General features: G+C 43.4%; 28 protein-coding genes. 9 read left to right on the forward strand and 19 right to left on the reverse strand.

What is annotated here, in order from left to right; translation table 11 throughout:
- The 3 genes from ABDZ72_RS08250 to ABDZ72_RS08260 all read right to left on the reverse strand — a co-directional run.
- The coding region (locus tag ABDZ72_RS08250; RefSeq protein WP_343752339.1) for a CoA transferase subunit A at window positions 1-316 on the reverse strand (316 nt) is incomplete at its 3' end.
- 224 nt (window positions 317-540) lie between these two features.
- Window positions 541-1905 carry a sigma-54 interaction domain-containing protein gene (locus ABDZ72_RS08255; RefSeq protein WP_343752340.1) on the reverse strand — a complete coding sequence of 455 codons (1365 nt, stop codon included), beginning with the start codon at window positions 1903-1905 and terminating at the stop codon, window positions 541-543.
- 69 nt (window positions 1906-1974) lie between these two features.
- Window positions 1975-2307, reverse strand: a complete 333-nt coding sequence (locus ABDZ72_RS08260; protein WP_343752341.1) for a tRNA-binding protein — start codon at window positions 2305-2307, stop codon at window positions 1975-1977.
- Between the two features lie 221 nt (window positions 2308-2528).
- On the opposite strand from ABDZ72_RS08260, the gene ABDZ72_RS08265 reads away from it, so the two are divergent.
- Complete coding sequence (locus ABDZ72_RS08265; protein ID WP_343752342.1) at window positions 2529-2972, forward strand: DUF5392 family protein; 444 nt, start codon at window positions 2529-2531, stop codon at window positions 2970-2972.
- Window positions 2973-3029: 57 nt separating this feature from the next.
- Here the strand turns inward: ABDZ72_RS08265 and ABDZ72_RS08270 are convergent, their stop codons facing one another.
- Window positions 3030-3632 (reverse strand): superoxide dismutase family protein, encoded by a 603-nt coding sequence (locus ABDZ72_RS08270; protein ID WP_343752343.1) that lies wholly within the window; start codon window positions 3630-3632, stop codon window positions 3030-3032.
- 287 nt (window positions 3633-3919) lie between these two features.
- Between ABDZ72_RS08270 and ABDZ72_RS08275 the strand changes: the two genes are divergently transcribed.
- The 5 genes from ABDZ72_RS08275 to ABDZ72_RS08295 all read left to right on the forward strand — a co-directional run bounded on the left by ABDZ72_RS08275 (window position 3920) and on the right by ABDZ72_RS08295 (window position 9712).
- Window positions 3920-5092, forward strand: a complete 1173-nt coding sequence (locus tag ABDZ72_RS08275; RefSeq protein WP_343752344.1) for a D-alanyl-D-alanine carboxypeptidase family protein — start codon at window positions 3920-3922, stop codon at window positions 5090-5092.
- A 257-nt stretch (window positions 5093-5349) separates the two neighbouring features.
- Window positions 5350-6504: a pyridoxal-phosphate-dependent aminotransferase family protein gene (locus ABDZ72_RS08280; protein WP_343752345.1), complete on the forward strand. Its 1155-nt coding sequence runs from the start codon at window positions 5350-5352 to the stop codon at window positions 6502-6504.
- Window positions 6505-6506: 2 nt separating this feature from the next.
- Window positions 6507-8090 (forward strand): phosphoglycerate dehydrogenase, encoded by a 1584-nt coding sequence (gene serA, locus ABDZ72_RS08285; protein ID WP_343752346.1) that lies wholly within the window; start codon window positions 6507-6509, stop codon window positions 8088-8090.
- A gap of 146 nt (window positions 8091-8236) precedes the next feature.
- Complete coding sequence (locus tag ABDZ72_RS08290) at window positions 8237-9274, forward strand: YeiH family protein (protein ID WP_343752347.1); 1038 nt, start codon at window positions 8237-8239, stop codon at window positions 9272-9274.
- Between the two features lie 18 nt (window positions 9275-9292).
- A complete protein-coding gene (locus tag ABDZ72_RS08295; RefSeq protein ID WP_343752349.1) occupies window positions 9293-9712 on the forward strand; it encodes a universal stress protein in 420 nt (139 codons plus the stop codon).
- 74 nt (window positions 9713-9786) lie between these two features.
- Here the strand turns inward: ABDZ72_RS08295 and ABDZ72_RS08300 are convergent, their stop codons facing one another.
- The 8 genes from ABDZ72_RS08300 to ABDZ72_RS08335 form a co-directional block, all read right to left on the reverse strand.
- Entirely contained in the window at window positions 9787-10587 is an 801-nt protein-coding gene (locus ABDZ72_RS08300; protein WP_343752350.1) for an HAD family hydrolase, read from the reverse strand.
- A gap of 90 nt (window positions 10588-10677) precedes the next feature.
- A complete protein-coding gene (locus tag ABDZ72_RS08305; protein WP_343752352.1) occupies window positions 10678-10869 on the reverse strand; it encodes a hypothetical protein in 192 nt (63 codons plus the stop codon).
- Window positions 10870-10930: 61 nt separating this feature from the next.
- Window positions 10931-12646 carry a putative ABC transporter permease subunit gene (locus ABDZ72_RS08310; protein ID WP_343752353.1) on the reverse strand — a complete coding sequence of 572 codons (1716 nt, stop codon included), beginning with the start codon at window positions 12644-12646 and terminating at the stop codon, window positions 10931-10933.
- 35 nt (window positions 12647-12681) lie between these two features.
- The gene (locus ABDZ72_RS08315; RefSeq protein WP_343752354.1) at window positions 12682-13464 is read right to left on the reverse strand and encodes an ABC transporter ATP-binding protein; all 783 of its coding nucleotides are present in this window, start codon (window positions 13462-13464) and stop codon (window positions 12682-12684) included.
- 159 nt (window positions 13465-13623) lie between these two features.
- Complete coding sequence (locus ABDZ72_RS08320; RefSeq protein ID WP_343752355.1) at window positions 13624-13776, reverse strand: small acid-soluble spore protein P; 153 nt, start codon at window positions 13774-13776, stop codon at window positions 13624-13626.
- Between the two features lie 71 nt (window positions 13777-13847).
- The gene (locus ABDZ72_RS08325; RefSeq protein WP_343752356.1) at window positions 13848-14483 is read right to left on the reverse strand and encodes a YczE/YyaS/YitT family protein; all 636 of its coding nucleotides are present in this window, start codon (window positions 14481-14483) and stop codon (window positions 13848-13850) included.
- Window positions 14484-14786: 303 nt separating this feature from the next.
- Window positions 14787-15341 (reverse strand): SLOG family protein, encoded by a 555-nt coding sequence (locus tag ABDZ72_RS08330; RefSeq protein WP_343752357.1) that lies wholly within the window; start codon window positions 15339-15341, stop codon window positions 14787-14789.
- 12 nt (window positions 15342-15353) lie between these two features.
- On the reverse strand, window positions 15354-16139 hold the full coding sequence (locus ABDZ72_RS08335) for a TatD family hydrolase (RefSeq protein WP_343752358.1): 786 nt from the start codon (window positions 16137-16139) through the stop codon (window positions 15354-15356).
- Between the two features lie 321 nt (window positions 16140-16460).
- Here ABDZ72_RS08335 and menC point away from each other — a divergent pair, with 321 nt between their 5' ends.
- Complete coding sequence (gene menC / locus ABDZ72_RS08340) at window positions 16461-17570, forward strand: o-succinylbenzoate synthase (protein WP_343752405.1); 1110 nt, start codon at window positions 16461-16463, stop codon at window positions 17568-17570.
- Window positions 17571-17655: 85 nt separating this feature from the next.
- On the opposite strand, the gene ABDZ72_RS08345 is transcribed toward menC, so the two are convergent.
- Complete coding sequence (locus tag ABDZ72_RS08345; RefSeq protein ID WP_343752359.1) at window positions 17656-18600, reverse strand: manganese-dependent inorganic pyrophosphatase; 945 nt, start codon at window positions 18598-18600, stop codon at window positions 17656-17658.
- Between the two features lie 302 nt (window positions 18601-18902).
- Entirely contained in the window at window positions 18903-19403 is a 501-nt protein-coding gene (locus tag ABDZ72_RS08350) for a hypothetical protein (RefSeq protein ID WP_343752360.1), read from the reverse strand.
- A 107-nt stretch (window positions 19404-19510) separates the two neighbouring features.
- On the opposite strand from ABDZ72_RS08350, the gene ABDZ72_RS08355 reads away from it, so the two are divergent.
- Both ABDZ72_RS08355 and ABDZ72_RS08360 read left to right on the forward strand, forming a co-directional pair.
- Window positions 19511-20626 (forward strand): NAD(P)/FAD-dependent oxidoreductase, encoded by a 1116-nt coding sequence (locus ABDZ72_RS08355; protein WP_343752361.1) that lies wholly within the window; start codon window positions 19511-19513, stop codon window positions 20624-20626.
- Between the two features lie 32 nt (window positions 20627-20658).
- Entirely contained in the window at window positions 20659-20823 is a 165-nt protein-coding gene (locus ABDZ72_RS08360; RefSeq protein WP_343752362.1) for a hypothetical protein, read from the forward strand.
- Between the two features lie 67 nt (window positions 20824-20890).
- On the opposite strand, the gene ABDZ72_RS08365 is transcribed toward ABDZ72_RS08360, so the two are convergent.
- The 5 genes from ABDZ72_RS08365 to ABDZ72_RS08385 form a co-directional block, all read right to left on the reverse strand.
- Window positions 20891-21844, reverse strand: a complete 954-nt coding sequence (locus tag ABDZ72_RS08365) for a cation diffusion facilitator family transporter (protein WP_343752363.1) — start codon at window positions 21842-21844, stop codon at window positions 20891-20893.
- A 110-nt stretch (window positions 21845-21954) separates the two neighbouring features.
- Window positions 21955-22416, reverse strand: a complete 462-nt coding sequence (locus tag ABDZ72_RS08370) for a GtrA family protein (protein WP_343752364.1) — start codon at window positions 22414-22416, stop codon at window positions 21955-21957.
- A gap of 185 nt (window positions 22417-22601) precedes the next feature.
- Window positions 22602-23756 (reverse strand): glycosyltransferase family 4 protein, encoded by a 1155-nt coding sequence (locus ABDZ72_RS08375; protein ID WP_343752365.1) that lies wholly within the window; start codon window positions 23754-23756, stop codon window positions 22602-22604.
- Between the two features lie 68 nt (window positions 23757-23824).
- Window positions 23825-24973 (reverse strand): NAD-dependent epimerase/dehydratase family protein, encoded by a 1149-nt coding sequence (locus ABDZ72_RS08380; RefSeq protein ID WP_343752366.1) that lies wholly within the window; start codon window positions 24971-24973, stop codon window positions 23825-23827.
- 183 nt (window positions 24974-25156) lie between these two features.
- Window positions 25157-26557, reverse strand: coding sequence for a tetratricopeptide repeat protein (locus ABDZ72_RS08385; protein ID WP_343752367.1), 1401 nt, complete (start codon window positions 26555-26557; stop codon window positions 25157-25159).
- Between the last annotated feature and the right edge of the window lie 43 nt (window positions 26558-26600).

The raw sequence follows: 26600 nt of genomic DNA on the forward strand, positions 1-26600 counted from the left end.
TTTCTGCCAGCGTTCCTTGAGGCGTCAGTTCCACTTCCAATTCTCCGGCCAGCACTTGCCGTTCAAACTCTTTGTTTTCCCCGACGTAAGAACCAATGATTCTATCGATTTGTTTATTTTGCAAAAGCAACCCAAGCCCCCAATCATCAACACCACAGTTATTGGAAATAACCGTTAAATGACGAACATCTGAATTGACAAGGGCCTGAATGAGATTTTCAGGTATTCCAACCAACCCGAAGCCTCCAACCATAATAGTAGAACCATTTTGTATTTGTTTTACGGCCTCATCAAACGAGGTATAAATCGCTTTCATTTCTATCAGCTCCTTCAACAATTATAAAGCAAAAAATATGCCAACATTTTCACTGTCCTTCACAACGGATATGACAGGAAATTTAAATTAACAAAAAAAGCCCGGTTTCCGTTCAATCGGAATCCGGGCTTTTTTTGCTATTGGCAAACACCGTCTAAAATGACTTCAATAGATCATTCTATGGCTTTCCGGAAAACTGGATTCATTTCCAACATTCCGGAACATTACAAATCATATTTTTTTACTTTCTCATAGAAACTGGATTTGCCTATATCGAGAAGGTTTGCCGCCTTTCGCTTATCACCATTCGTCTTGTTCAATGCATGTTTCACTGCTTGCAGTTCCGCTTTTTCCAAGATGTTTTTCAAAGTCATATCCTGATTGGTTATATATCCATCCAACTGCATTTGATCTGGTAAATCATCCATTGTAATCATTTCTGAATCAGAAAGATGAACCGCTGATTCAATGACGTTTTCCATCTCCCTTACATTACCAGGCCAATCATATTGCTGAAAAAACTGCAAAACGTCCGGATCGGCATCCACTACCCGTTGTCCAGTGCGATTGGATACTTTATGAATCATATATTTGGCAAGTATGCGAACATCTTCCCTTCGTTCTCTGAGCGGCGGGATTCGGAGTCGCAAAACATTGATCCGGTAATACAAATCTTCTCGAAAGCGTTGCTGCTCGACCAATGTTTCCAATGATTGGTTCGTAGCAGCAATAATTCGCACATCCACTTTCTGTGACTTTTCAGAGCCAATTTGTTCCACTTCCCCCTCCTGAAGAACGCGAAGAATTTTGACTTGTGCATCCAATGGCATATCACCAATTTCATCCAAAAAAAGTGTGCCACCGTCAGCAAGTTGAAACTTGCCCTGTTTTCCTTCTTTTTTTGCACCGGTAAAAGCTCCCGGAACATAACCAAAAAGTTCCGTTTCCAGCAGCCCCTCTGGAATGGCCGCGCAATTTATTTTAATGAATGGTGCAGTATGGCGTTCACTCAGCTGGTGAATGCTATGAGCGAATAATTCCTTTCCCGTGCCGCTTTCCCCTTGCAGAAGAATGGTAATGTCACCCGGTGCCAGTTTTTTGACTTTTCCCTTGACATCATATAGCTGGGGGGAACTACCTACAATGTCGTGAAGGGAATACGTTGCGCCATGGTCATCATTAAGCCGTTTCCGATAATGTTCTATCTCTAATAGCAGGTTTTTAATGTGGGTGTTCATTTTCATCCATTCTTTTTTGTCCCTATATAAAACCGTTCCAACAGCACCAACAGACTTCCCGTTGGAGAAAACGGGAATCCGATTAGCAACCATATGATTTCCCCGTATATATTGCAGATCAGCAATTTCTTCTTGACCAGTTTCAGCTACCACATGCAAGCGCGTGTTCTCAATAATAGCTGTAACATGTTTTCCGATACTCTCTTCTTTGGTCACTCCAAGAAAGTGGCAATAACTGTTATTCAAATACGTTATCACTCCGTTTTCATCAATAGCAACAAAGCAAAAATGGGATTTTTCAAACACTGTCTCAATAACTTCTTCCTTGTACTCCTTGATGGTTGACAGCATGGATGGACCTCCAGAATCACGTATTTTTTCATTCTATAAATAACCAGTATCATATGGTGATAAAGGCGATCATGAAATCGGAGTTCCATTGTCAACCGGATCATCAGTGTTCAAAAGCACGACATCCCCTTCCCCGGGAACACCTCCCAACACTAATACTTCTGATGCAAATCCCGCAATCCGAACCGATGGAAAATTTACGACACCAATCACCTGTCGACCAATTAACTTGTCTGGTTCATAGCGTCGTGTAATCTGTGCTGACGATTGTTTTATGCCAATTTCTTTTCCGAAATGTATTTTCAGTTTAATGGCTGGCTTATTTGCCTCAGGAAATGGTTCTGCATTCAAAATCGTTCCAACACGCATATCCAGTTCATTAAAGTCATCCATGGTTGCCATGATGTTTCCCTCCATCTATTCATCAAATGTTCCAACATTATTGTCTCGCATTTATTCATTCCTGTACAAGCAAACGCGTTCCCTTTTGGAAAACATATTTTGAAAAAGCTGTTTGAATGACAAATTGCCCGTTAACGTTATATAATTGAGATAATCAAATAAACCTATTGAATCGTGTACAGGCGGAATGATAATCCTTTTTTAAGGAGCGGATAAGTTATATGAACCAATTCATGTCCAAAGGCATGCCTGCATTCATTGAAAGGGAACTGGAAATTATTGACGAGCTGGTGAAACCAAAACTGAAAAAGAGCTCCAAATATATGGTTGTTTCCATCCCATTATTAAGCATTTCGATCATCAATCTGTTTTTCATGCTTGTCATCAATGGCTACACACAGGATATGCTTATCACCATTGGCGTTTATGCCCTGTTGGGTGCCATTGGAGCAGCATTATACAAGGAATCCAGACACGTCAATAAAGAAATACGACAAATCGGGATGAACCACATTATCGAACGGATCCAACAAAGTGACCACGTAAACGACTATACCAAAGATCAATATATTGCAAATGTGAAAGCTAAACCCAAATTCAGCATGCAAACATTTTTTAATTTCCTGTCCGAAGAACACAAACGAAAACAGACAATGGAAGACTGATAAAAAAGGACGAACAACCATTTGGGTCGTTCGTCCTTTTAATGGAATTTATTCCTTTTATTTGCTGATGGATCCGCAAGCCAGTCGACTGCCGGCATCTCCAGATGGTTGCGATTCACCATCATCTGCACCTTCATGTATGACAAGCGATGTCCCATTCTTTCCCATCAATGAATGATCGTCGTTTTTGTTCAATGTGGCGTTCTTCAAAAGAAATGACTGTTCCACGGTACCATCTTCGCCGACTGCAATATTAGGCATGTCCCCAACATGTGGCCCATTCGAGGTATCGAATCCGTGATCGGTATCTTCTGGATTAAAGTGCCCTCCTGCCGATTTAAAGTCCGGTGCTTCACATACGCCCTTTTCATGTACATGAAACGCATGCGTGCCTTTTGGTAGATTCTTACCCTCAATCGTGACTTCAACGCCATCCGATTCTTCCTCCAGGGTTGCCGTGCCGACAGATTCTTTATCACCATTTTGCAAGTCTACTTGAACCTCTTGCGAATCATCACTATCATCGTTCTGTTCGGTCACTTCATCGTCCTGATCCTCGTTGTTCTGCGCGTTCGTGTTATCATTGTCTTCGTTACCACCACATGCCGCTAGAGTGGCAACTACAGTTAATAGAAATAGAAGCAAAACCAAGCGCTTCATTTGCAAAACCCCTTTCCAATATCGTTTCACTATAACTTTTCACATAATAGCGAAGAATTAAACGGGTTATAAGTGAAATCATTCTGAAGTGCCAGTGATTGTTCAGGAAATTGGTACCTTCGATATGCTCATTCAAATGAAACCATTTCCCCATTCTTAAGAGGAGGAAGGATGATAGTTAAAAATTTTTAACCGAACATTGAATAATTTTTGCTATTCATTCCGTCTATTTTATAGAATATTATTCGTAACCATTAACGATATACGCAACGAAAGGTGGATAACTTGTGTTCTACAAAAACGTATTAATTATAATAATATTATCCTGTTTGTCACTGACTGCATGTGACAACAATAGCCCGGTTAATCAAGCTGAACCGGCAAGCAACTCCGAACAGTCAGAAAAGAACAAAACACTAATCGACAACCCTGAACAAACGCATAAAGATAAAGAGGAAAATCCATCAAAGCAAAAACAGGATTCCTCATCCCAGGAACAAAACAAAGACACTGCAAAAGATAACGAGAATTCCGGGAATAATCAGACAGATAATACCAACGACAAAGTACTTCCAAGTATCACATTAACCCAAGGGGACCGTGGTAATAATGTCAGCAGTGTGCAGCAGACATTTAATCAGTTGGGATATTCATTAACGGAAGATGGGTTATTCGATCAGAACACTGCTTGGGCCATTAAAGATTTCCAGGCACAAATTGAAACATTGAATGTGGATGGTGTATATGGACCGAACACACGGGACCGGCTTCTACAAGCGGTCGAAGGAAAATTGACCATCAACCCGGGAAATGGCATATCTCAAGATTCGGAAAGCCATTCTGACAAACAGGAACGTGATGATCAGGAAAAAAACTACACGATTGTTTCCAACCCATCTGACATACTTGTTCTCGTCAATAAAAACCATCGTCTTCCGAATGACTATATCCCGAATCAGCTTGTCATACCAAATGTCCGGTTTCCATTTGATGCGGATTTACCAAAAAAGCAAATGCGGAAGAATGCTGCAAATGCTCTTGAGCAAATGTTTGTGGCTGGTGATAAAGATGGGGTTGATCTTTTTGCACAATCCGGATACCGTTCATTTGACCGGCAAGAAGCCATTTTTGCCGCCAATGCCAGAAAGCATGGCAAAAAGGCTGCCAACCAATTCAGTGCACAGCCCGGTGAAAGTGAGCATCAGACTGGATTGACCATGGATGTTACGAGCGCAGATATTAATTTCCGACTGACAACAGATTTTGCAAATACGGATGAAGGTCAATGGGTCAAGAAACATGCCAGCAACTACGGATTCATTATCCGTTATCCTAAAGGCAAGACAAACATCACAGGTTATCAATATGAACCATGGCATCTTCGCTATGTCGGCCAAAAGGCTGCACAAACGATTGATTCAAAGAATATGACTCTTGAAGAATACCTCGACGCGCGTTAAGCAATATGGACATATTATCGCCTCCTCTCATTCATGTGATCGACATGCGTTTAAAAGCGGGGGTGGGACAGCCCATTAAAGCGTGATAAAATGAGATGTGATGGATTGAAGAGGTCGATACTAAGAATAGAGAATGTTTCAGTGTCGTCATCAAACATTTGGAAAATAAAATTTAATTGAATTTATTGACATAATGTATATGTTTGCTATGCTATATAAATCACAGTTCAGTTATGAAAACGAAAGGAGAACACATCATGCTCCGAGATCAAACGTTGTTGCGTATTCCGGGTCCAACTCCCGTACCGCCCAGTGTTCAACGGGCAATGAGTCAGCCAATGATAGGCCACCGTGATCAGGAAACGAAAGATCTTCTGAAAACGATCACCCCAAAATTAAAGCCTATCTTCGGAACCGAGCAAGATATACTTATTCTTTCCGCGAGCGGCACCGCCGGACTGGAAGCAGCCGTTGTCAATGCTGTCCAACCCGATGATGACGTTCTTGTCATCGTTACTGGTGCTTTTGGCGACCGCTTTGTTAAAATATGTAACGAATACCGGATTTCTGTCCACCGCTATGATGTGGCATGGGGAGAGGCTGTTTCACCCGACGCCATTGCGTCATATCTTTCAGAGCACCCGGAAATCAAGGCCGTGTTTGCTACTTACTGCGAAACCTCAACCGGTGTCCTGAACCCGATAGAGGAACTTGCTCGGGTTGTCCGTCAACAAACGGACACCCTATTTATTGTAGACGGGGTTTCCTGTGTCGGTGGTGTACAGACGAAGATGGATGAATGGGGGATTGACATACTGGTGACTGGTTCTCAAAAAGCAATGATGCTGCCGGCCGGGCTGACATTCGCCGCCGTGAGCGAACGAGCTTGGCATGTCATTGAGAGAAACGAGCGTCCATCATTCTATCTTGACTTCAAACGTTATCGTGATTCATTAGCGAATAACTCCAGCCCTTTCACACCAGCACTTTCATTATTACTAGGACTCGAACAGACACTGTCCATGCTGGAAGAGGAAGGGTTGGAGCAGGTTTATCAACGACATCAAACAATGAAAGAGATGACACGCGCCGCTTTCAAAGCATTGAATATACCGCTTCTAACTGCGGACGAAGTATCATCGCCCACAGTTACAGCCATCAAACCGGATGACTTCGAAGCAGAAAAACTGCGGGGAGTTCTAAAAAATGAATTCGGTCTTTCCGCAGCTGGTGGCCAGCAGCATTTAAAGGGACAGATTTTCCGTATCGGGCATATGGGATACTGCTCACCGATTGATGTGCTGCAGACGATCAGCATCATCGAAACAGCCTTGCACAGAATCGGCAAATCAATTGTACTGGGCGCAGGAACCCGGGCGGCGCAAGAAGTCCTGCTCAAAGGGGGTAATTAACATTGTTTCATATACTGGCCGCTGACCCGATCAGCACAGAAGGGTTGAGCGTTTTACAACATGATCCGAACGTCACCGTTACAGACGAGACAGGCCTGTCTCCGGATGAACTGGAAAATCGCATTGATCAATTCGACGCACTATTGGTCCGAAGCCAAACCAAAGTAACGCGTTCTGTTATCGAAAAGGCATCCAGGTTAAAAATTATTGGCAGAGCCGGTGTGGGTGTGGACAACATTGACTTAGATGCCGCTACCGAACACGGTGTCCTTGTGGTCAACGCACCAAATGGAAACACGAATTCAGCAGCCGAGCATACCATGGCTATGACCATGGCGCTTTCCAGACAGATTCCCCAAGCACACTTATCCCTGCAAAATGGCAAGTGGGATCGGAAAAAATACGTCGGCTTTGAGCTGAAAGGCAAAAAGCTTGGCATTATCGGACTCGGACGCATCGGTACCGAAGTCGCTTACCGAGCCAAAGGGCAACGCATGGATGTCATAGCCTATGATCCATTTTTTACGGAAGAAAAGGCTGACCAGATGGGAATCGAATACGGAACACTGGAAGACGTTTTTCAGGAAGCGGACTATATCACCGTTCATACACCGTTATTAAAAGACACCCATCATATGATTAATGCGGACGCCTTTTCCAAAATGAAAGACGGTGTCCACATTATGAACTGTGCCCGCGGCGGCATTATTGAGGAAGATGCTTTATATGATGCTATTGTATCCGGGAAAGTAGCAGGCGCTGCCATTGATGTACTGGAAGACGAACCGTTCCAGGATCACAAATTGCTGCAGCTTCCCCAAGTGATTGCCACACCGCACCTTGGCGCCAGCACAGTCGAGGCCCAGGAAAATGTGGCCATTGATGTCTGCCGTGATATTATAAACCATCTGACTGGTGAGATGGCTCAAAATCCGGTCAATATGCCATCTGTCCCAAGCGATGTTCTCAGCCAAATTGAACCATACTTTCATCTTGCCGACAAACTGGGAACGTTCCTTATTCACTTGACTGAGGATGTACCGGAAGAGGTAAACGTCTATTATTCTGGTGAGTTATCGGACGTGAAAATGGCACCAATCACACGGAATGCCGTAAAAGGACTGCTTCAACGGCACCTTGGCAGCCATGTAAACGACGTTAACGCCCTATACCTTGCCGAACAAAAAGGGATAACAATTAACGAAAGCAGAACGGCAACCACCAAAGGCTTCACCAATCTGCTCACCGTTGAAGTGAAAACTAATTCGGGAGCGCGCAGTGTTTCCGGTACATTGCTGAATGGTTTGGGGCCACGTATCGTTCGAGTTGATCAATACAGTGTTGATGTGGTTCCACAAGGGCATCTTGTCATTATCCACCACAAGGACCTTCCGGGTGTCATTGGCAATATGGGCAGCCTTCTTTCCCAGTATCATGTTAACATTGCCACCATGCAGGTGGACCGTTCCAACGTCGGTGGCGATGCCATCATGATTCTGACCGTGGATAAATTTTTGGATAAAGATGAAATGACCGCATTGAAACAATTGGAAGAAATCAGTGATGTAACAGCTGTTGACTTATAGGAAAAAAGCATATGACCGAAAAACGCTTGAATCGCTTCAAGCGTTTTTTTATATACCTACATAACCCTTTACTTATAGGTATCATTATAAATATTTATTTTTCTTATAAATAACCATCCTTTATGATAAATATAGGAGGTGTTTCAATGGCTGAAGCAAATACACAAATAAGCCCACAATCAACGAAACAATTATCACCACAAGCAGCATGGATTGGCGGCGTGGCCTTCACGTTTTTAATTGCACTATTAGGCTATCTATTAGCTCTTGTGCCTGGATTTGACCGCGTCGGACAACTGGCCTGCGCCATTATTATTGCTGTATTTTACCGGCAGATTTTCGGATATCCTGAGGCAATTCGAAAAGGCATTGCGTTTTCAACCAAACGTCTACTGCGCGCGGCTATCATTTTATACGGACTGAAACTCAGCATTGATACGGTGTTGAGTGATGGACTCGGGCTTTTGCTGCGCGACGCCGGTGTCATCGTATTCGCTATTTTCGCAACTATCTGGCTGGCACGGGTGTTTAAAGCGGATAAGAACATATCCCTATTACTCGGAGTCGGTACAGGGATCTGCGGAGCTGCAGCTATTGCCGCAGTTGCTCCAATTGTGAAAGCAAAAGATGAAGATACAGCCATTGGCGTTGGAATTATCGCCCTGATGGGTACGGTTTTTGCAATTGTTTATACGATATTGCGTCCTGTGCTTCCGCTTGATGCCATTGAATACGGCGTCTGGTCCGGATCCAGCCTGCATGAAGTCGCCCATGTTGCCTTGGCAGGAGCACCTGCTGGTGATGAAGGGTTAGCCATCGCACTGCTTGCAAAATTAGGCCGTGTCTTTTTGCTGGTCCCACTTTGTTTTATTTTCATTGCCTTTATGAAGCGCAAAAACAAAACAAATGAAGCTGAAGATACCAACATTGAATTTCCATGGTTTCTCGTCGGATTTATCATTGTAAGTATTTTGGGAAGCTATGTATTTGGGGAATCCATCCCTGTATCGGACAATGTCATGGAAGGTGTCTTCACACTGACAACATGGCTATTAACAGCTGCCATGGTGGGTCTTGGTCTGAACGTCAGCTTGAAGGATCTGCGCACACGTGCTTTACGTCCGTTGGCAGCAATGACTGTTACATCGGTAGCATTGTCCGTTATTGTCTACTTTATTGTTTAAAAAAAGGGGGATTTTCCTGTGAAATCTATTCTGTTCGCCACTGACGGCTCGGAATCATCAGAGAATGCTGGAGAAATGGTTAAGGACTATCTCACGGCCTGGCCGGAAGCAGAGCTATACGTGCTTTACGTAACCTCTAAAGAAAATTATGCTTATGATTATATTCCAGATGTCGTTGATCGTCACGAAGACCAAATAAAAAAAGAGATACGAAACACCGTCGAAAATCAAATGTATACAGAGTGTAAAGATCGTGTCCATTTTGTACACAAAGTGGGCCATCCGAGTACAACCATTTGTGATGTCGCCAATGAAAAGAATGCTGATTTAATCGTTGTCGGCAGTCATGGACGCGGGTTTTTCGACCGGGCACTCCTTGGAAGTGTTGCGCATGCCGTACTGAATCGCTCGGAACTTCCGGTACTTGTGGTTCGCTAATTGCAATGATCAAAAAGGTCAGCACATCATTCAGTGGCTGACCTTTTTGTGTGTCAATATCAGGCTTGTTTGTGTTACCGTCCGGTCTTTTTATGATGCGCATCAATAATCGATGAGAGTGCACCCAGCCGGTCTATTTCGTACGTCGGGAATACATCGTTATTGTCCGTGTTATGATGATTAATCCATACCGACGACACACCTGCACGAGACGCACCCAGAATATCGGAATACAAATTATCCCCAATCATCAGGGCTTCATCTGTTTCAACGCCCAGAAGATGGCATGCGTGATGGAATATCGAAGGATCCGGTTTTCCTTTTCCAAAGGCTCCCGAAATAACAATATGATCAAAATAAGATTGAAGCTCCGGCGTTACATGCAATTTAGTCCATTGGAGATCCGGGGAACCATTCGTAAGCAGCAGAAGTTGATAGTTTCCTTTCAGCTGATCCAACACATTAAACGTTTCATCATACACAAACTGCTTGGTGCTGCGTTCCCGCTTAAACGTATCAGCTAATTGAGAACCCAGCTGTGGATCATCCACTCCTAGTTCCGTCAGCCCTTTCGTCCACGCCTCTTTTCGGTATCCAGGGGCAAGTTCCTTCAGTTTTTGAAGCGAGTCTCCTTCGTCATCGAACACCCCCCACAACCCTTCAAACGGACTAATGCCGATCATTTCCGTGAAGCTATATGTATCATAAGACGAAAAAAGCTTGCGGGCCGTTTCCTTAACCTTATTTGTCAGCACGTCCGGGTCAATGGAATAGTGTTGCGCAGCCTGCTCGGAAGCAACTCTAAATGCTTCATCCACGCTTTTTTTATCCCAAATCAATGTATCATCCAAATCGAACATAATTGCTTGAAGCATTCGAATATCCCCCTTATATATGAAAAAATTCAAAATGATAAATTAAATTGTATCACTTATTTACACCGGCGTATACCGTTTTATGTTTCCCTAGTCCTTATCGAGGTCATCTTTGGGGTGAAATGTTTCCTCTTGGTATCCATTCTGTTTCTTCAACATCTTTCCAACTTCAGAACTGTCAATCCCATGACGAACAGCTATGGTTATGACAAGGTAGGCAATGTAAGCAGATAATGCGAAAAATGCTACATTAATAAGCAGTCCGATAATCAATTCCTCCATGTATTTCATGCTACTTGAGTATTCCGGCCATGATGCAGGAAAAAGAGGGATACCTCCTTTTTCAATTCAAATTACCAAATTTTTTGCCAAGCGATGGTTTTGTTTTGGTATCCTGAACCATTTCAATTTCAATGCCTCGATCTATTTTGCGTGCACTCATCATGGCAAACAGATAAGCAGTACCAAGGGAAATGATGAGCATCAGCACAACACCGGCAATGACAACGGAAACCGGGCTCACTGCTTTCCAGGACAATATCGCATAAACAAGGCTTGCGAGCATACCAAAAAAGCCACCAGTCGTTTGACTGACTTCCTGTGCCAAATCCATTGCTTCAGTCGGTATTATCAGCATAACGTATGGAATCAACGCAATGAAAAGATATACGTATGACGTAACCAGCAATAAAATGGATATGCCAAACTTCAGCCTGTTTTGCGGATTGGACGGATTATATTTTGCTCCGATGGCACCGAACCACATACCAATGCTGCTGATGCCAATCGTAATCACGGCTTTCATGGCAATGCCTATAATCAATTGCCATGGGGTCCATCCAAGAAAAACGCCGATAACGACTTCAATCAGCGTCAATAGCCCGATGGGAAGCAGCCAACTAATCCACAGTTTCCCGAACGCAATCGTTTTTCCAGATAACGGAAGAACGCGCAATATCCACAACGATGTCGCCTCTCGGGCAATGGTCGCACTGGCGATTTGCCCGTTGAACATCGCATAAAGGAACAGAAGCACCGCCTGCGCAATCGGCCAGGTTATCTCGTTTGGTCCTCTCAGGTCACTGAGCTGTGCGCCGCCCGACATGGCACCAAGAACACCGAACACCAGAAATACGATAATTGGCATAAACACGAGCCATTCACGTATATCTCGCTTAACGGCATACCACTCTTTTTTGCCAACTGCAATCACAGGGTGATGCAACTTCGGTCCGGATTTTGTTGCTGCTTTCTTTCGTTTCTTGCCACTGCCTTCGCTTAACTTCACCCATCCGGTGCGGAAACCTCGTTCCACCAGCGTTGATGTCAGAAAAAAGAAGACGATCGACAACACAACAATCATGATAAACGGCAGAAGAAAATCAATAGATCCGGCACTCGCTTGAACAATCGCATCACTCGCCCACGTGATCGGCATCCATTCCGGAAATAACGGCAGCCCATCCAAAATCGTTTCCGTTAAAGGTCGGTCGTTGACCACATCCGGAAGTATGAATAACAAGTAAACAAACAAACCTGATAACATACTCATCACAGTCATGAATTCATTCGCCTTACTCGCTGGAACCACCTGCACGAGCAACAGATTAAACAAATATGCAATCGACAAGCCGATGATGATCACAGAGAGCAGAACAAGTAATGTGACCGGGTAAAACAGCAAATTAGCGTCGATGAACACACCATAAACGACTAATGGGACAATACCGAGAACAAACACCAATAATGGCACACCGGCGAAACTTTGGATATATTTTACCCAAAAAATGTATCGTGTCGGAATCGGCATCGTAAACAGCAAATTTAAATCCGTTGCGGAATATAGATGTTTGAACACTTGCGGCAATCCCATCAAAATAATAAACCCGATGGCTAGCAAAAACCCATAGGATAAAATGCCGGCCAAAATCGGTTCTGTAATGGCGTCAGCAATAGCCCAGATTCCTGAAGACAGCCAATATAACAGAACAGCAAATACGGCAAATATCACCAGATAACTGATATAATTTTTACCAGGCTGTGACTTAGCTGTATTCATTAATATTCTCCACTGATTGCGCAAAAGAGCTTTCATCATGTCGCATCACCGTTGTCAGAGATTTCACTGATGATCGCTTGTTGTTCCTCGCCGCCGGTCAATTCGAGGAAAATATCTTCCAGGCTTTGACCAGAATCATCGCCCGATCTCAGTTCATCCATGGTACCCATCGCAATAATATCACCTTCGAAAATAATCCCGACCCGGTCACACATTTGCTCGGCTATCTCCAGAATATGAGTTGACAGAAAAACCGTCATACCATGATCACAAAGTTCACGGAGCAAATTTTTCAAACGTCGTGCACTTTTCGGATCCAATCCAACAGTCGGTTCATCCATAAACAACACATCCGGGTTGGAAATGAGAGCACCGCAAATCGCGATTTTCTGTTTCATCCCGTGCGAATAGCTTTCAATCAGATCATTCGCCTGATCGGTCAGATTGAACACCTGCAACAGTTCGTTCGACTTGGATTGAAATTGATTTTTCGGAATTTGAAAGACAGACGCAATAAATTCAAGATAATCCCATCCAGTCAGTTTTGGATAAACATTCGGTTGATCAGGTACATAAGCCATTTTCTTTTTAGCATCCATGGGGTGCTTCCAAATGTCAACACCCTTGATTTCAGCTGATCCGTTCGTTGGTTCCAGCAGCCCTGTCAGCATTTTGATGGTTGTCGTTTTTCCGGCGCCATTCGGACCGAGAAACCCAAATAATTCACCTTTATGTACAGTGAGATCCAAATTTTTCACTGCTTCCTGTTTGCGGTATGATTTCGTTAGATTCGTCAGTTTGATTGCCGCTTCTACCATCACGATCCCCCTCTTGCATACATGCTTAACCCATTGTAACAGAGTTTTATGACAAAATATGCCCCGAATTTTACTGGGTGGAATCATCGTAAAAAAACCTGACTTTGGCGTTTCCCTTCCCGGCTGACGAAAAAAAAAGACAGCATAGCGCTGCCTTTTTTACATATCATGATGCGATTTCTGTTTTTGCCGCGAATGATTCTGTTGTTTAACTTTGTGGGATCCTTGGAGTGGCTCGCCGTATGGCTGTTTTGGGCTTTGCGGCAAATCAGGTTGCTTCTGCTGTTTTGGTCCTTTAGGTTTTCCACCCATAGATCTTTCCTCCTTTGCCGTTTCACGTATAGCTTTTGACGAAAACGAAAAGTCTATACAAAGAAACCGTATTAGGAAGCCAATCCCTCTCCACGTTTGCAAAGAACACTTTTTTTCAGCACTTGTATATAAGACATTAAAAACGAAATCATGACCCCTGATAACGCAGCATTAATAAACGTTCCAACGCCAATTGCGCCGCTAAGGAAAAACGCAAATATGACGAGGACCGTACTAATGGATGCCCTTGCGTAGGCAACGTTCCAGCCGGTCAATCTCGAAACGACCATCATGGAGCGGTCCAATGGATTAGGGGCTATCGTCGACTGCAGATAAATGGCGACACCTAACGCCATCAGTACAATTCCCGACAGCAAAATCGCCCATGCGCCAACCCATGTAACCGGCTCAACAAGACCGCGAAGCAAAAAAAGCCAGGAATCAATCGCTAATCCAGTCACAAAAGAAGTGATCAACGCAAAAAATTCCGGTTTCTTCCGCTCAGCGAGTGCATTACCCAGAATCATGGTAAGTCCGACGACATATTCCCACGTGCCGACAGTGAGGCCAAATGTCCGGTTCAAACCGACCAAAAGTGCATCATACGGCGCAGCACCAAGTGTTGATTGAATCGTCAATGCTATACCCAGGGTCAGAATAAAAATACCGATCAGATAAAAATGGATACCGGCGCGAACAAGCCGCATGATGACCACTTCCTTTCCAAACGATGATACAAGAAACGGCTTATCACCTCGGTAATGGCGATAAGTCACTTTTGTTTATAAATTGCCATTATTTAAATTTATCAAATTTTGATATATATGTAAATATAAACGTTTTTATTGATACAAACCTCTTTCAGAACGACATAATTAAGAATTTGTGGTAATATCACTAAAAACGAATGCATCCTAGTTAGAGTTAGGGTGCATCCGTTGCACGAGCGTCAATTTGAGCACTCAACGTTAACAAATCCATTATTTGAACGTTATTTTTAAAGCATCCACTTATTCCCAATAATCCGGGTTCGTCATCCGAATGTCCTCCACCGCATCTTCCAAATCAGATGGTGTTATCAAATAAATCGGGTAATCGTCTGCATGCGACTGTGTTTCCTGATAAAAATAGCGGTTACTCCCGTGAAATTCATCGTCCAATAACAGCAAACAACCATCGCTTTTGTCAATCAGCCATTGATTGCAGGTTCGATATTGGTATGGGCCGCTGTATCGGCCTTTATAAAGCGGGCGGAAAAAATCAGCGCTCGAAATCAACTCCTGATAAACGTGCTGAATATGTTCTGGCCACCGCTCATCCTGATGTTCAAATGGCGGAATAACCGCCAGTTTAAGATCATACGATTCCCTTAAGCTGAGCGCAACCTCTCCAGCCCACTGCTCGACGCCCATTTTACCGGAAATGATTACCCATTCAAGGCCGTCTTCAATAAAACCAACCAGACGGCTTTCCAAAGCGGCCTTAATATATTTGATCCTATCATCATCCGGTTTATATATATTCAACTCCATCGGTTTATAGCCAGTCACTGCCAGTACTTTCATAGGATCCCCCACTCACCCTGTATTTAACTCGTAAAAGTGACACGTATTATTATACAACTCATCATAAACTTCCCCGACCGACATTTGTTTAAGGGCTGCTACTTCCTGAACAGATTGGTGGATCATCGCTGGGTGCGTCATTTTCCCTTTAAAAGTGCCTTCAAACGGCCATGGCCCATCCGTCTCCACCATTAGTTTTTCCAATGGGTACGTCGCGGCCAGATTTCGGGTCTTCGTCTTATATAAAATATCCGGTGTAACGGAAACAAGATAACCATTGCGGTACATACGCTCCGTCGTTCGCCAATCGCCTTTAAACCAATGAAAATGGGCCTTGCTTGTCGAATATGTTTCCAAAAGATCACACACCATCGGGGCATCATCGAAAACCGCATGCAAAGCGATCGGTTTATCCAGCTCAACCGCTTTTTGTATGAAAGCCTCCAACACTTCCATATACGCTTCTCGAGAGGCTATCCTGCCTTCTTGTTCCAAATAGTAAGGCAGTCCGATTTCCCCGACAGCAACCATGTCATACCGATGACGATCCATAAGCGCCAGAAGATCAGCAACATCTTCATCCGTTGGAAGCTCTTGTTCCGGGTGAAAACCGATAGCCGGTTTAACCCGACTGTCATCACGAGACATCTGTAAATTTTTTTGTGCGGAGTCCAGATCACCGGAAACAGAAACAAGAGCATCTACGCCGTTATCGTTCATATTATTAAGAATTAGCGAACGATCGTCCGGTGCATACCTATCCAAATGTATATGTGCATCAATGATCCGATCAGACATTGTTATCATTCCCTTGAAAATGTTTTATGCGACAACATCATCGACACTTCTAATACTATCAGTTTCTACACGATGCATGCCAACTGTTCACTCCGACAATCTTTAAAGGCCTTATTGACTCTGATAGCATTACAGACATTAAATAGTTGGATCAATAACAAATTTTCAGATATCATAGTCGTATTCCCACCTTAATATGAGGCTCAAAACCGATAAAAGGAAGCCATATCAACCATGACAACGCCTTTTACGATTAAACAGCTTACGCAAATAGATTTCACAAAATCCAAGGAACTGCTAATAAGGAGAGATAACATGGCTATGCCAATGAACCAAGTAAGACTGAGACGGTTGCGTATGATGCTGAATCATCCGTTTACCACCAGCTTCGGATCCCTTCAAGAAAAGGAATTTTTCATTACAGAAGTACTTGATGACAACGGAGGACGCGGATTTGGCGAATCGGTTGCATTTACAAGCCCATGGTACAGCGAAGAAACGGTGGAAACGAACCATCACGTGATCAAGGATTTTCTTATCGATTTGCTTCGGGAAAACACCATCAACCATCCTGATGACGTAACAGACGTGTTCAAACCGATCAAGGGCCATCCTATGGCTAAATCAGCCCTCGAAGGCGCTGTTTGGGATCTTTATGCCAAACAGAAAGACATACCGCTTGCCGAAGCCCTCGGCGGTACCAAACAGAACATTGAGGTTGGCGTTAGCATCGGAATCAAACCGAATAAGAACGATTTACTCCAGACCATCGACCATCATATCCGTGAAGGGTATAAACGAATCAAAATAAAAATCAAACCTGGCTGGGATTATGAGGTACTTAAGGACGTACGCAAGCATTTTCCTGACATTCCGATCATGGCCGATGCCAACTCAGCTTATACTTTGGAAGATATAGACCATTTAAAAAAGCTCGATGAACTTAATCTGATGATGATTGAACAACCGCTTGCCCACGACGACATTGTTGATCATGCGCAATTGCAGGCTTCCTTAACGACACCGATCTGCCTGGATGAAAGCATTCATTCCTTGGCGGACACTAGAAAGGCGGTTGAACTGGAGAGCTGTGAAATTATTAACATAAAAATTGGCCGAGTCGGCGGCTTAACAGAAGCGAAACGAATACATAACTATTGCAGAGAACAGGGCATCCAAGTTTGGTGTGGCGGCATGCTTGAAGCCGGAGTCGGCCGAGCGCATAACATTGCCTTAACAACATTGCCGCAATTTGTTTTGCCGGGTGACACAGCAGGCTCCTCTCTCTATTGGAACCAAGACATCATTACACCTGAAGTAACCGTTTCCAACGGTATGATCACTGTACCGGACAAACCCGGTATTGGGTATTTCATTGACGATGACGCACTTGAATCGTTCTCCGTCAGCGTGGAGACTTTCTATTTATAATCATGCATGGCAAAAAGCCCTGACACATAAAGCGTGCAGGGCTTTCAGCTATTTTATATACCATTTTGGATTCTACATATCATGGTTACGCCGAACGAGAACTTGTGAATGTTTCCGTAAGTTTCGTTACGATTTGTTTTTTACGGGAGACGACACCTTTGAGAATGGCACGGTTATCTGCATCAAGTGTAACATCAAATGCATTTTCAACATTGCTTTTTGCGCTGCCCAAGGCTAGTACATCGGAGTCATTACTTAGAATACCAGTGGCAACAAACAGGAACAGATCAAGATTTTTATCATTGATAACCTGCTTCATTTCCTCTTCAATTGCCGTCTGATCTTTGTAAATCTCTCCCGGTTCAATGGTGTTAACTTGTGCGATTTGGACTTGTGCATCACCCATAGCGAATTCTTTCGCATCTGAGGTAATAAGGTCATGGGCGGATTTGTCACTGACATCAGCACCTGCTTTCAGCATTTCCAAGCCATACGTCTCGAGGTCCACACCGGCAATATCGGCCAGTTCATGAGCCGCGTCAACGTCAACTTGAGTACAGGTTGGTGATTGGAGCAGCAGGGAATCCGACATAATGGCCGATAGCAAAAGCCCGGCATTTTTCCTAGAAACAACCACACCATTCTCCTTGTGCATCTTATTCAAAATGGTAGCCGTGCAGCCGACCGGTTCAACACGGAAATACAACGGCTCCTTCGTTTCAAAATTGGAGATACGATGGTGGTCAATTACTTCGGATATACGGACATCGTTTATATTATCGACACTCTGCTGAAATTCATTGTGGTCCACCAGAATAACATCGTCTACATCTTTATCCACTTTTTCCATATACGCCGGTGCTTCCACACCAAAGTGGTCAAGCGCATACTGTGTTTCCTTATTAACAGGTCCGAGTCTCATTGGTTCCGCATCCGTACCAAGCTCTTTTTTCAGATCTGCATAAACAAGCGCTGAACAAATGGTATCTGTATCAGGACTTTTGTGTCCAAAGATTAATGTTTTGGCCATATCCATTACTCCTTTTTGTACGTGGTTTCTTCTGCCATCCATACCTTAGATTATCATATAAACAGGTCTTTTGAACACTAATTTGTCGTTTTTAGTGTTTCTGTCATATTCCATATTTTATCATATGCGCCGTAGTTATTTAAGGCAATATCCCAATCATGAAACATGCGATAAAGATCGTGGACATGACCTGTTACCTTTTTCACCAGCCGTTGTGTCAACTAACCTTTGTATAAATAAATGCGTCAGTATTGTTGTATTCCTTGCTGACCATTTCCCGTGCTCTAAATGCCGATAAACTATCAGTCGTTTGCATTGTACCACGCAATAACGTCGTGCCTGATTGCGGCATTTTCTGTTTCCTGCACTCCAAAGCCTCCAATATAAACAACTTTTACATAGTATTCCTGTTCATTTCTTAATTGAACCAAACAATAGTGAGTTTTCGGGGATGGGATAATGTCAACGACTTCATCCCGGTAATAGTCGGATATTTTTTCCTTCTCACTATCCTCCAGTGTCCATTGAACAACACGATCATTTATGTTTTGCTTCTCTAGAGTTTCCGATTCCCGGGTTTCTGTTTCCGGGGTTAGTCGATCATGAATGCTTTGAAGCAAGCGGATATTTTCAGCAAAACCGATAAATAGCATCCCAGACACGAAACCGCCCAAGGCAGAGCTAAAAAAGGTCGACCAATTTGTGCCGGGCATATTGATAAGAAGCAGTCCGCTGATCACTCCGGCCCCCATTAACGCTAACCCAATCACAAACAATATTTTTGCTATTTGATTGTTATACATACTTATCGTCTCCTTTTCATTGGTGATTCGATGATATAACGAAGTATCCCTTTATTTTCAAATCTTTTTTTTATATAGTTGAGGAAGAGCACAGAAAGGATTTTTTCATGAAAAAATATATCGTTATCGGAGGAGGCATCCTCGGTACATCCACAGCGTACCAATTAGCTAAAGCCGGAGCCGATGTGACCATTATCGATCAGTTCCATACTGGCCAAGCGACTGATGCTGCGGCAGGTATTATCTGCCCTTGGTTGTCCCAACGTCGAAACAAAGCTTGGTATCAACTTGCTAAAGGCGGAGCACGGATCTATCAATCCCTTATTGAAGAACTGGCTGCGGATGGTGAAACTCAAACAGGCTATGCGCAAACCGGTGCCATCAGTATCCATACCAGTCAGGAAAAATTGGCTGCTATGAAAGAACGGGCGCTGAAACGCCGGGAAAATGCACCTGAAATCGGGGAAATCAACCTTTTGACACCTCAGGAAACGAAAACCATGTTCCCCCACCTGCATCATGACTATGGAGCGGTCTATGTCAGTGGCGGAGCACGGGTGAATGGGCGAGCCATTCGGAACGCTCTTCTGCGCGGTGCACAAAAACATGGTGCAAAAATAATATATGGCCACGCTCTTTTGTTGCACAGCAAATCCGTCGTAACCGGTGCCATCGTTCATGGCGAAACATTTGAAGCCGATCAAGTCATCGCTGCATGCGGTGCATGGATGAGTGAACTTTTGAAACCATTCCATATCAAGTTTAATGTGACGCCGTCCAAAGCGCAAATTTTACATTTGCAGACACCTGACAGAGATACATCCAGTTGGCCCGTCGTCATGCCACCCAATGATCAATTCATGCTGACGTGGAATGACCGGACCCTGATTGGTGCAACACATGAACATGAAGCCGGATTTGACAATCGTATTACGGCCGGTGGAATGCATGAAATTCTAACAAAAGCATTGCAGGTTGCACCTGGCTTGACCGACAGCACATATTTGGAAGCGCGTGCCGGATTCCGCCCGTATACTCCAGGATTTTTGCCGGTTATCGGTCCAGTCCCTGGTGTAGATGGCCTGCTGACTGCTAATGGCTTGGGGTCATCCGGAATGACAACCGGTCCATTCATCGGACAACAATTAGCAAAGCTTGCCCTTGGTGAAGAGACGGAAATCCAGCTGACTGATTATGACGTAGCTGGTGCCATCGCTGATTAAACAAACAAAATCAGAATAATGGGGGGATCGTTGTGAGCGGCAAAAAAGCGGCTATCCTTGTTATTGTCTTTACATTGGCTGTACTGATTTTCGGCTGGTTCTTTTTGAAAAATGTGATGATCAACTTTGACGTGGATAAGGATGCATCCCGGCATATTCAGTCTGAAGCAGAAACCATTATTACGGATACCATTTAAAAAACAAGGGAATCAGTACGTCGCTGATTCCCTTTTGTCTAGGTCCCCGGGCCGGTCGTTATAACGATTATTGCTGTTTCTTTTCCTGCTTATCATCATCTTCTATAATTCCGAGCACGACATCATCCACCTCGGACGAACGCAAGAGTTTATCACTTAACCGCGCTTTTATATCATCCGCTGTGGCCAATGACAGCCCTTTCTCCAGTTCAATCGTACCTTCTACATGATAGCTTCGGCCCTCCTGAACGACGCGTATCTCATCAATATCGACGACTTTTTCGTCTTCCAGCAGCATATCAGTAATTTTCTTCCTAATTTCGTCTGGCGCTGAAACGCCAATTAGCCCGACCATATTGTCATAACCGACACGGAAAGCGACAAAAGACATGAGGATACCAATCAACATGGTAAAAATACCGTCCGCCCGAAGAATGCCAAATACTTGTGCCAAAAGCACACCAAACAGAGCAAATACCGCACCGGATGTAGCAACAAGATCCTCATAAAACACAAGACGTGTTGCGGGTGCCGACTTTTGCGCACTTTTAAAAGCCCGTGTTAATAAAAATCCGTCATGATTTTGATCAGTTTCTTTTGTGATTTCTTTCATTGCTTTTATCAGAACATAACCATCAACGACGAGTGACGTAACCAACACCCCAATGTTCAACCAAATATTTCCTGAACTGGATGGATTCCAAAACAGGTGCCAGCCTTCTTTGAATGTTTCATACGCCATAATGGTCACAACCACAACGGCAATCATACAAAATATGTTAATGACCCGCCCGAAGCCTGTCGGAAACCGCTCGGACGGCGGTGTCTCCGCCAAAACACTTCCAAAAAACACAAATCCCTGATTAACGGCATCGGCCAATGAATGCATCGTCGTTGCAAACATGGACCCACTCCCGCTGAAAAAAGCCGCCACTCCTTTAATAGCAGCCAGAAATGTATTGCCAATAGCAGCGACACCTGAAGATGTGTTCCCTTTTTTGACACGTTCTAACCATCCCATAACTGTTCCTCCTGAGACGATGATATTCTTACCACGTAGGATTCGTTTATAACAGGATTCTATACGTGTCATCGTTGCATAAACAACAAAAAAAACCAAGCCAAAATAGCTCAGTTCTTTTCATCGATATAGCGCTTCCCGTAATCCCGAAACACAACGTACTTCACCATGAAGAAACTTGCCAAAAATGAAAGGAACATGGCCATCCCTTTGGCAACATTATATTGAAGCCAATTATTAATGCCAATTAACTGCAATAATTCGTTAACACCAAGAAAAATCAAATTATTCACACCGAGACTGACCAACCCTTGAACGATAAACAATATTCGTTGACGATTGCTTCCTTCAGCCGAACGCTTAAACGTTATAATGACATTCCAGTAATAACTGTTTGCCACAGCTAACGTATAAGCGATGGTGTTATACAATAAAAGCAACCCTTTAGCGTCCGTATGAAATAAAAGCAGTAACAGATTCAGTGTCCCAATATCAATAGCTGCGTTGGCAAAACCGATAACACCAAACTGCAAAAATTGCATGGGACCTCGTTTTTGTTTATTCTGTGCCATGATATAATCCTTTTCATATGCCTGTCTTGTCAGGTTGTTCCGGCGAGTTAAATCAGTCACGTGTACACGCTGATCCCAGGTGAAACAAGAACAGCCGGAACGCTGACCTTTTAAAGGTTGTTAATGAACCGTCCTTTAATTGCAAGCAGATTATTCATTATTAGCTCTCTTCTTTCATTTTCAGTTTACAGGCTGGAATGATTGGCACTATCCTGCCTCAAAGTCATGCCTTCTATTCCCGCGATAGCCTTATAATAATCAAGTACTTGCTTTGACTGTGCCTCCCAGCTCATTTCCGCGATGTCACGACGGGCATTTTTCGCCATCCGTTTACGTAATGTTTCATCGCCAAAGCGCAAAACAGTATTGGTGAAATCATTCCGTTTATCCTTGTCATAAAGCAATCCAGTCCGGTTGTCCTCAATCTGTTCACACGTCGGGCCGCTTTTGGCAGCGACAAGTGGAAGTCCCGATGCCATCGCTTCAGTAATAACAAGTCCGAGTGTTTCGGAAGTTGATGGAAAAACAAACACATCAGAGGATGCATACGCTTTAGCCAACTCCTCGCCATGCAAAAATCCGGTAAACACCGTATTTGTCCCGGCAAAATGTTTCTCAAGCGATTGACGATGCGGACCGTCGCCGGCGATAGCCAGTGCAAACTCATCGGACGTGTCCAATACGGATTTGATTTTTTCAATTTCTTTCTCCGGAGCAAGACGCCCGACGAACAGAAGCAGTTTTTTATCCGGTTGTCCATTCGAAAGTTTGTCCCGCATGTCTTTGTCATACTTATCCGGATCAAACAATTCTGTATCCACACCACGTTTCCATACATGCACATTGTGAAAATTCTGCTCCAGTAACTCTTCCTTTACAGCCTCAGACGTGCATAAGTTCAGATCCGCTTTGTTGTGCAACTTGCGAAAATACCACCACAGGAAGCCTTTAAACATTGGAACATTATAATAATCCGCATATTTGGGAACCTGCGTATGGAAGGAAGCAAGCAAAGGATAACCGAGTTTTTCGGCATAACGCACGCCGGACATGCCAACCAAAGCCGGATTGACCACATGGACGACATCCGGATCATATTCCTCAAGCAGCTTTTTCACTTTCCTGGTGGGCAGCGCAAATTTTTTCGAGCGATAGAGCAGTAGTGTTCTGGCTGGAACACCCTTTATTTCCACTCCTTCGAATTCATGAACACCAAGATCCGGAGCGATAACCCGAACGTCATGACCTTGCTTCTTAAAATAGCGAATACACGCTTTTAAACGGGTGACCACCCCATCAGTGGAAGGTACGAATGTCTCTGTTATAATGGCAATTTTCAATTACGACACTTCCTCTTCATCCATATAGCAACAACTTGCCGCAAGCAAGTCTTTTAAAAACCTGATTGTTACTTCCACGATACTTGTGGCATGACATTTTCCTGGATGACACGGTCATTATGCTGCATGACGGTATGCAGGATCTCTCTGATCACACCATCGTCCAACAAATGCGGTTCAAGACCGAGGTCTCTAAGCTTCGTGTTAACCGCCTCAAAAAAATGTTCCTCCTGTTCAACCCTCGGATTGTCAAGATAAGCCACATTGGGGGTAAGACCTTCTTCCTGTGCAACCTTTTTCACCTTGTCAGCGAGCTCGCCAACAGAAAATTCCTCCGTAAACTGGTTGAACACTTGGAATTCCCCTTTATCGGCAGGGTTTTCCGCAGCAATTTCAATACAGCGAACTGTGTCTTTAATGTTTAAAAAGCCGCGAGTCTGACCACCTTTGCCATAAACGGTTACATCGTGTCCAGTGGCGGATTGGATAATAAAACGATTCAAAGCCGTGCCGAACACACCATCATAATCCAATCGATTGGCAAGAATCGGGTCCATTTTTGTTTCATCCGTGTCAAGACCGTAAACAACACCTTGATTCAAATCAGTTGCCCGTATGCCCCAGATTTTGCAGGCAAAGGTAATGTTGTGACTGTCATGCACTTTGGAAAGGTGATAAAACGATCCCGGTTGTTTCGGATATGGAAGAACATCTTTTCTTCCTTTGTGCTCAATCTCAATATACCCTTCTTCAATAGGAATATTCGGAGTTCCGTATTCACCCATTGTGCCAAGCTTGATTAAGTGGCAATCCGGTACGATTTCCTTTATACCATAAAGAACATTCAAATTTCCTGCAACATTATTGGTTTGCGTAAATACAGCATGTTCTCGGTCGATCATGGAATAAGGAGCCGAGCGTTGTTCAGCAAAATGCACAAACGCATCGGGTTCCTCCGTCATAAGAACCTGACGCAAAAAGTCATAATGGTTCAAATCGCCTTCATATGTCCGAATTTCTTTACCCGTTAATTCCTTCCATTTTGCTACACGCTCTTTAAGTGATGCGATGGGTGTGAGCGAATTGGAATGTAGTTCATTGTCCATCTCTCTTCTTATCATATTATCAATAATGGAAACATCATGACCTTGCTTTGATAAATACAAAGCAGTCGGCCATCCACAAAAGCCGTCTCCCCCTGCTACTATTATATTCACGTCTCTACCTCCCATTTTGTTTTTCAGCTTATTATGCCAACCATCTACCATAATAAACCAAGTACGTCGATACACGCATTTGCAGCGAGCATATTCCTCTTACAAAAATTATCATGTTACGTGCTATTTTACAACCATTCCGGTGTCAAACAGCCAAATTTTCATTCTTAACGAAGACATGGGTCAGGATTGTTTCTGCATGGTTTTTAAAAGTTCCCGATAGGCTTTTGCTTCCTTTTCATACCCCCATTTCTTATAGATATTGGATACATTTTTAACAGGTGTCGGGTTATATGGATTCAGCTCCATCTCCCAGCTGAAACATTCCATTGCTTTGGGAAGTTGATCAAATTCTTCATACAGTTCTCCAAGTGGCTGCATTTGCTCAACATCATCAGAGAATGTCTCCATTCGATCCATTTTGACATAAAATGGGTGGACACTCCGATTATCCATAAACGGTTTCAGAAGAGATTTGATAAATTCAGGTTCGTGGGTGACCAGCAAGACGGATAAAATATGATGAAATATGTTTCTTGCTTCTTCTTCAGCACAGAAACGAGCGACAGTTTGAATAAGTGTATGAAGCAATTCCACCCGCAATGAATGGGACGTTAAATCCAAATGTGACAGCATCTTCCTAATCGCGTCAATTGGTGCATCTTGTGGGACCATATCAAGTCTGTTCAACAGTATTAATGTTTTTTCCACACGCTGTGAATCCGCATAACGTTTTAATAAATCCGATGTAAGGGGAGGAAAATCCAATATATAATAATATAATCCTTCAAGAATTTGTATGATCTGACAGGTATCCAAGTGGTGTTCAGCTAGACTAATAAACGATTGATAGAGAGCAGTCGAAGGGTTTATGGCTAATTGCTCGCTGTATAGCGCCAGCAGATCCATCCATCGAGAATACGATTCCAAGTAGGTGATGAGCGGTTGATAATAGGAAGTGTCATGTCTGTGGGCATAGTATGTTCTTTCCGCAAAGATGCTGTCTGCTTGAATTATTTCGTTATCATAACTATTATAACGATCCGGATAAGGGGTGAAACTTTTGTCATCGGACATTTCCCTGACAAAACGGTGTTCGGGTGCAAATTCCATGAGGATGCGGATAATACGATAACCTTGAAACGTTTGTCCGCTGCGACGGTAAACATAAAACATTGCCTTTATTTCTTGAAAAAGTCTTTTCTTGGAGACAAATGATTCAAAAAATGTGAGGATAAACGCATTTTCTGGAAGGGTGTAGCGTTTCTTCAACGTGCTCATTAACGTATCAAAATGTCTGATGATTGGTGAATGATTAAATGAGAACAAAAGATTAATAAATGGATGCGGCGCATGGAACACCATACCATGTTTAAAGGCCGATGCAATAAATGAACCGCGTTTCAGCTTTTTTGCCTTGGCTGCAGTTAGAAAATGATAGTTATAGAAGAACAAATAATACATCTCTTGGCTTTCATTAACAGCTTCGATTATTTCCGCTTGTCGATAGAACACCATTCTTTCAGGCTTTACGCGTATTGGCTTTTGCTGACTATTATATATAAGAAATTGGTCTTCAGTCATACATGAGCCCCCTTGCTTTTTCATTCACTATCACTATATCACA

It is taken from the genome of Lentibacillus halophilus, from assembly GCF_039522485.1.
GTDB classification, from domain to species: Bacteria; Bacillota; Bacilli; order Bacillales; family Amphibacillaceae; genus Lentibacillus; species Lentibacillus halophilus.

Bases quoted from the DNA above. Each gene is read 5' to 3' on its own strand.
- ABDZ72_RS08370 (WP_343752364.1), bottom strand. From the start codon at position 22,416: ATGGCACAGAATAAACAAAAACGAGGTCCCATGCAATTTTTGCAGTTT.
- ABDZ72_RS08320 (WP_343752355.1), bottom strand. From the start codon at position 13,776: ATGGGTGGAAAACCTAAAGGACCAAAACAGCAGAAGCAACCTGATTTG.
- ABDZ72_RS08385 (WP_343752367.1), bottom strand. From the start codon at position 26,557: ATGACTGAAGACCAATTTCTTATATATAATAGTCAGCAAAAGCCAATA.
- ABDZ72_RS08290 (WP_343752347.1), top strand. From the start codon at position 8,237: ATGGCTGAAGCAAATACACAAATAAGCCCACAATCAACGAAACAATTA.
- ABDZ72_RS08345 (WP_343752359.1), bottom strand. From the start codon at position 18,600: ATGGCCAAAACATTAATCTTTGGACACAAAAGTCCTGATACAGATACC.
- ABDZ72_RS08315 (WP_343752354.1), bottom strand. From the start codon at position 13,464: ATGGTAGAAGCGGCAATCAAACTGACGAATCTAACGAAATCATACCGC.
- menC (WP_343752405.1), top strand. From the start codon at position 16,461: ATGCCAATGAACCAAGTAAGACTGAGACGGTTGCGTATGATGCTGAAT.
- ABDZ72_RS08280 (WP_343752345.1), top strand. From the start codon at position 5,350: ATGCTCCGAGATCAAACGTTGTTGCGTATTCCGGGTCCAACTCCCGTA.
- ABDZ72_RS08300 (WP_343752350.1), bottom strand. From the start codon at position 10,587: ATGCTTCAAGCAATTATGTTCGATTTGGATGATACATTGATTTGGGAT.
- ABDZ72_RS08355 (WP_343752361.1), top strand. From the start codon at position 19,511: ATGAAAAAATATATCGTTATCGGAGGAGGCATCCTCGGTACATCCACA.
- ABDZ72_RS08335 (WP_343752358.1), bottom strand. From the start codon at position 16,139: ATGTCTGATCGGATCATTGATGCACATATACATTTGGATAGGTATGCA.
- ABDZ72_RS08310 (WP_343752353.1), bottom strand. From the start codon at position 12,646: ATGAATACAGCTAAGTCACAGCCTGGTAAAAATTATATCAGTTATCTG.
- ABDZ72_RS08365 (WP_343752363.1), bottom strand. From the start codon at position 21,844: ATGGGATGGTTAGAACGTGTCAAAAAAGGGAACACATCTTCAGGTGTC.
- ABDZ72_RS08265 (WP_343752342.1), top strand. From the start codon at position 2,529: ATGAACCAATTCATGTCCAAAGGCATGCCTGCATTCATTGAAAGGGAA.
- ABDZ72_RS08305 (WP_343752352.1), bottom strand. From the start codon at position 10,869: ATGGAGGAATTGATTATCGGACTGCTTATTAATGTAGCATTTTTCGCA.
- ABDZ72_RS08260 (WP_343752341.1), bottom strand. From the start codon at position 2,307: ATGGCAACCATGGATGACTTTAATGAACTGGATATGCGTGTTGGAACG.
- ABDZ72_RS08350 (WP_343752360.1), bottom strand. From the start codon at position 19,403: ATGTATAACAATCAAATAGCAAAAATATTGTTTGTGATTGGGTTAGCG.
- ABDZ72_RS08270 (WP_343752343.1), bottom strand. From the start codon at position 3,632: ATGAAGCGCTTGGTTTTGCTTCTATTTCTATTAACTGTAGTTGCCACT.
- ABDZ72_RS08255 (WP_343752340.1), bottom strand. From the start codon at position 1,905: ATGCTGTCAACCATCAAGGAGTACAAGGAAGAAGTTATTGAGACAGTG.
- ABDZ72_RS08330 (WP_343752357.1), bottom strand. From the start codon at position 15,341: ATGAAAGTACTGGCAGTGACTGGCTATAAACCGATGGAGTTGAATATA.
- ABDZ72_RS08325 (WP_343752356.1), bottom strand. From the start codon at position 14,483: ATGCGGCTTGTTCGCGCCGGTATCCATTTTTATCTGATCGGTATTTTT.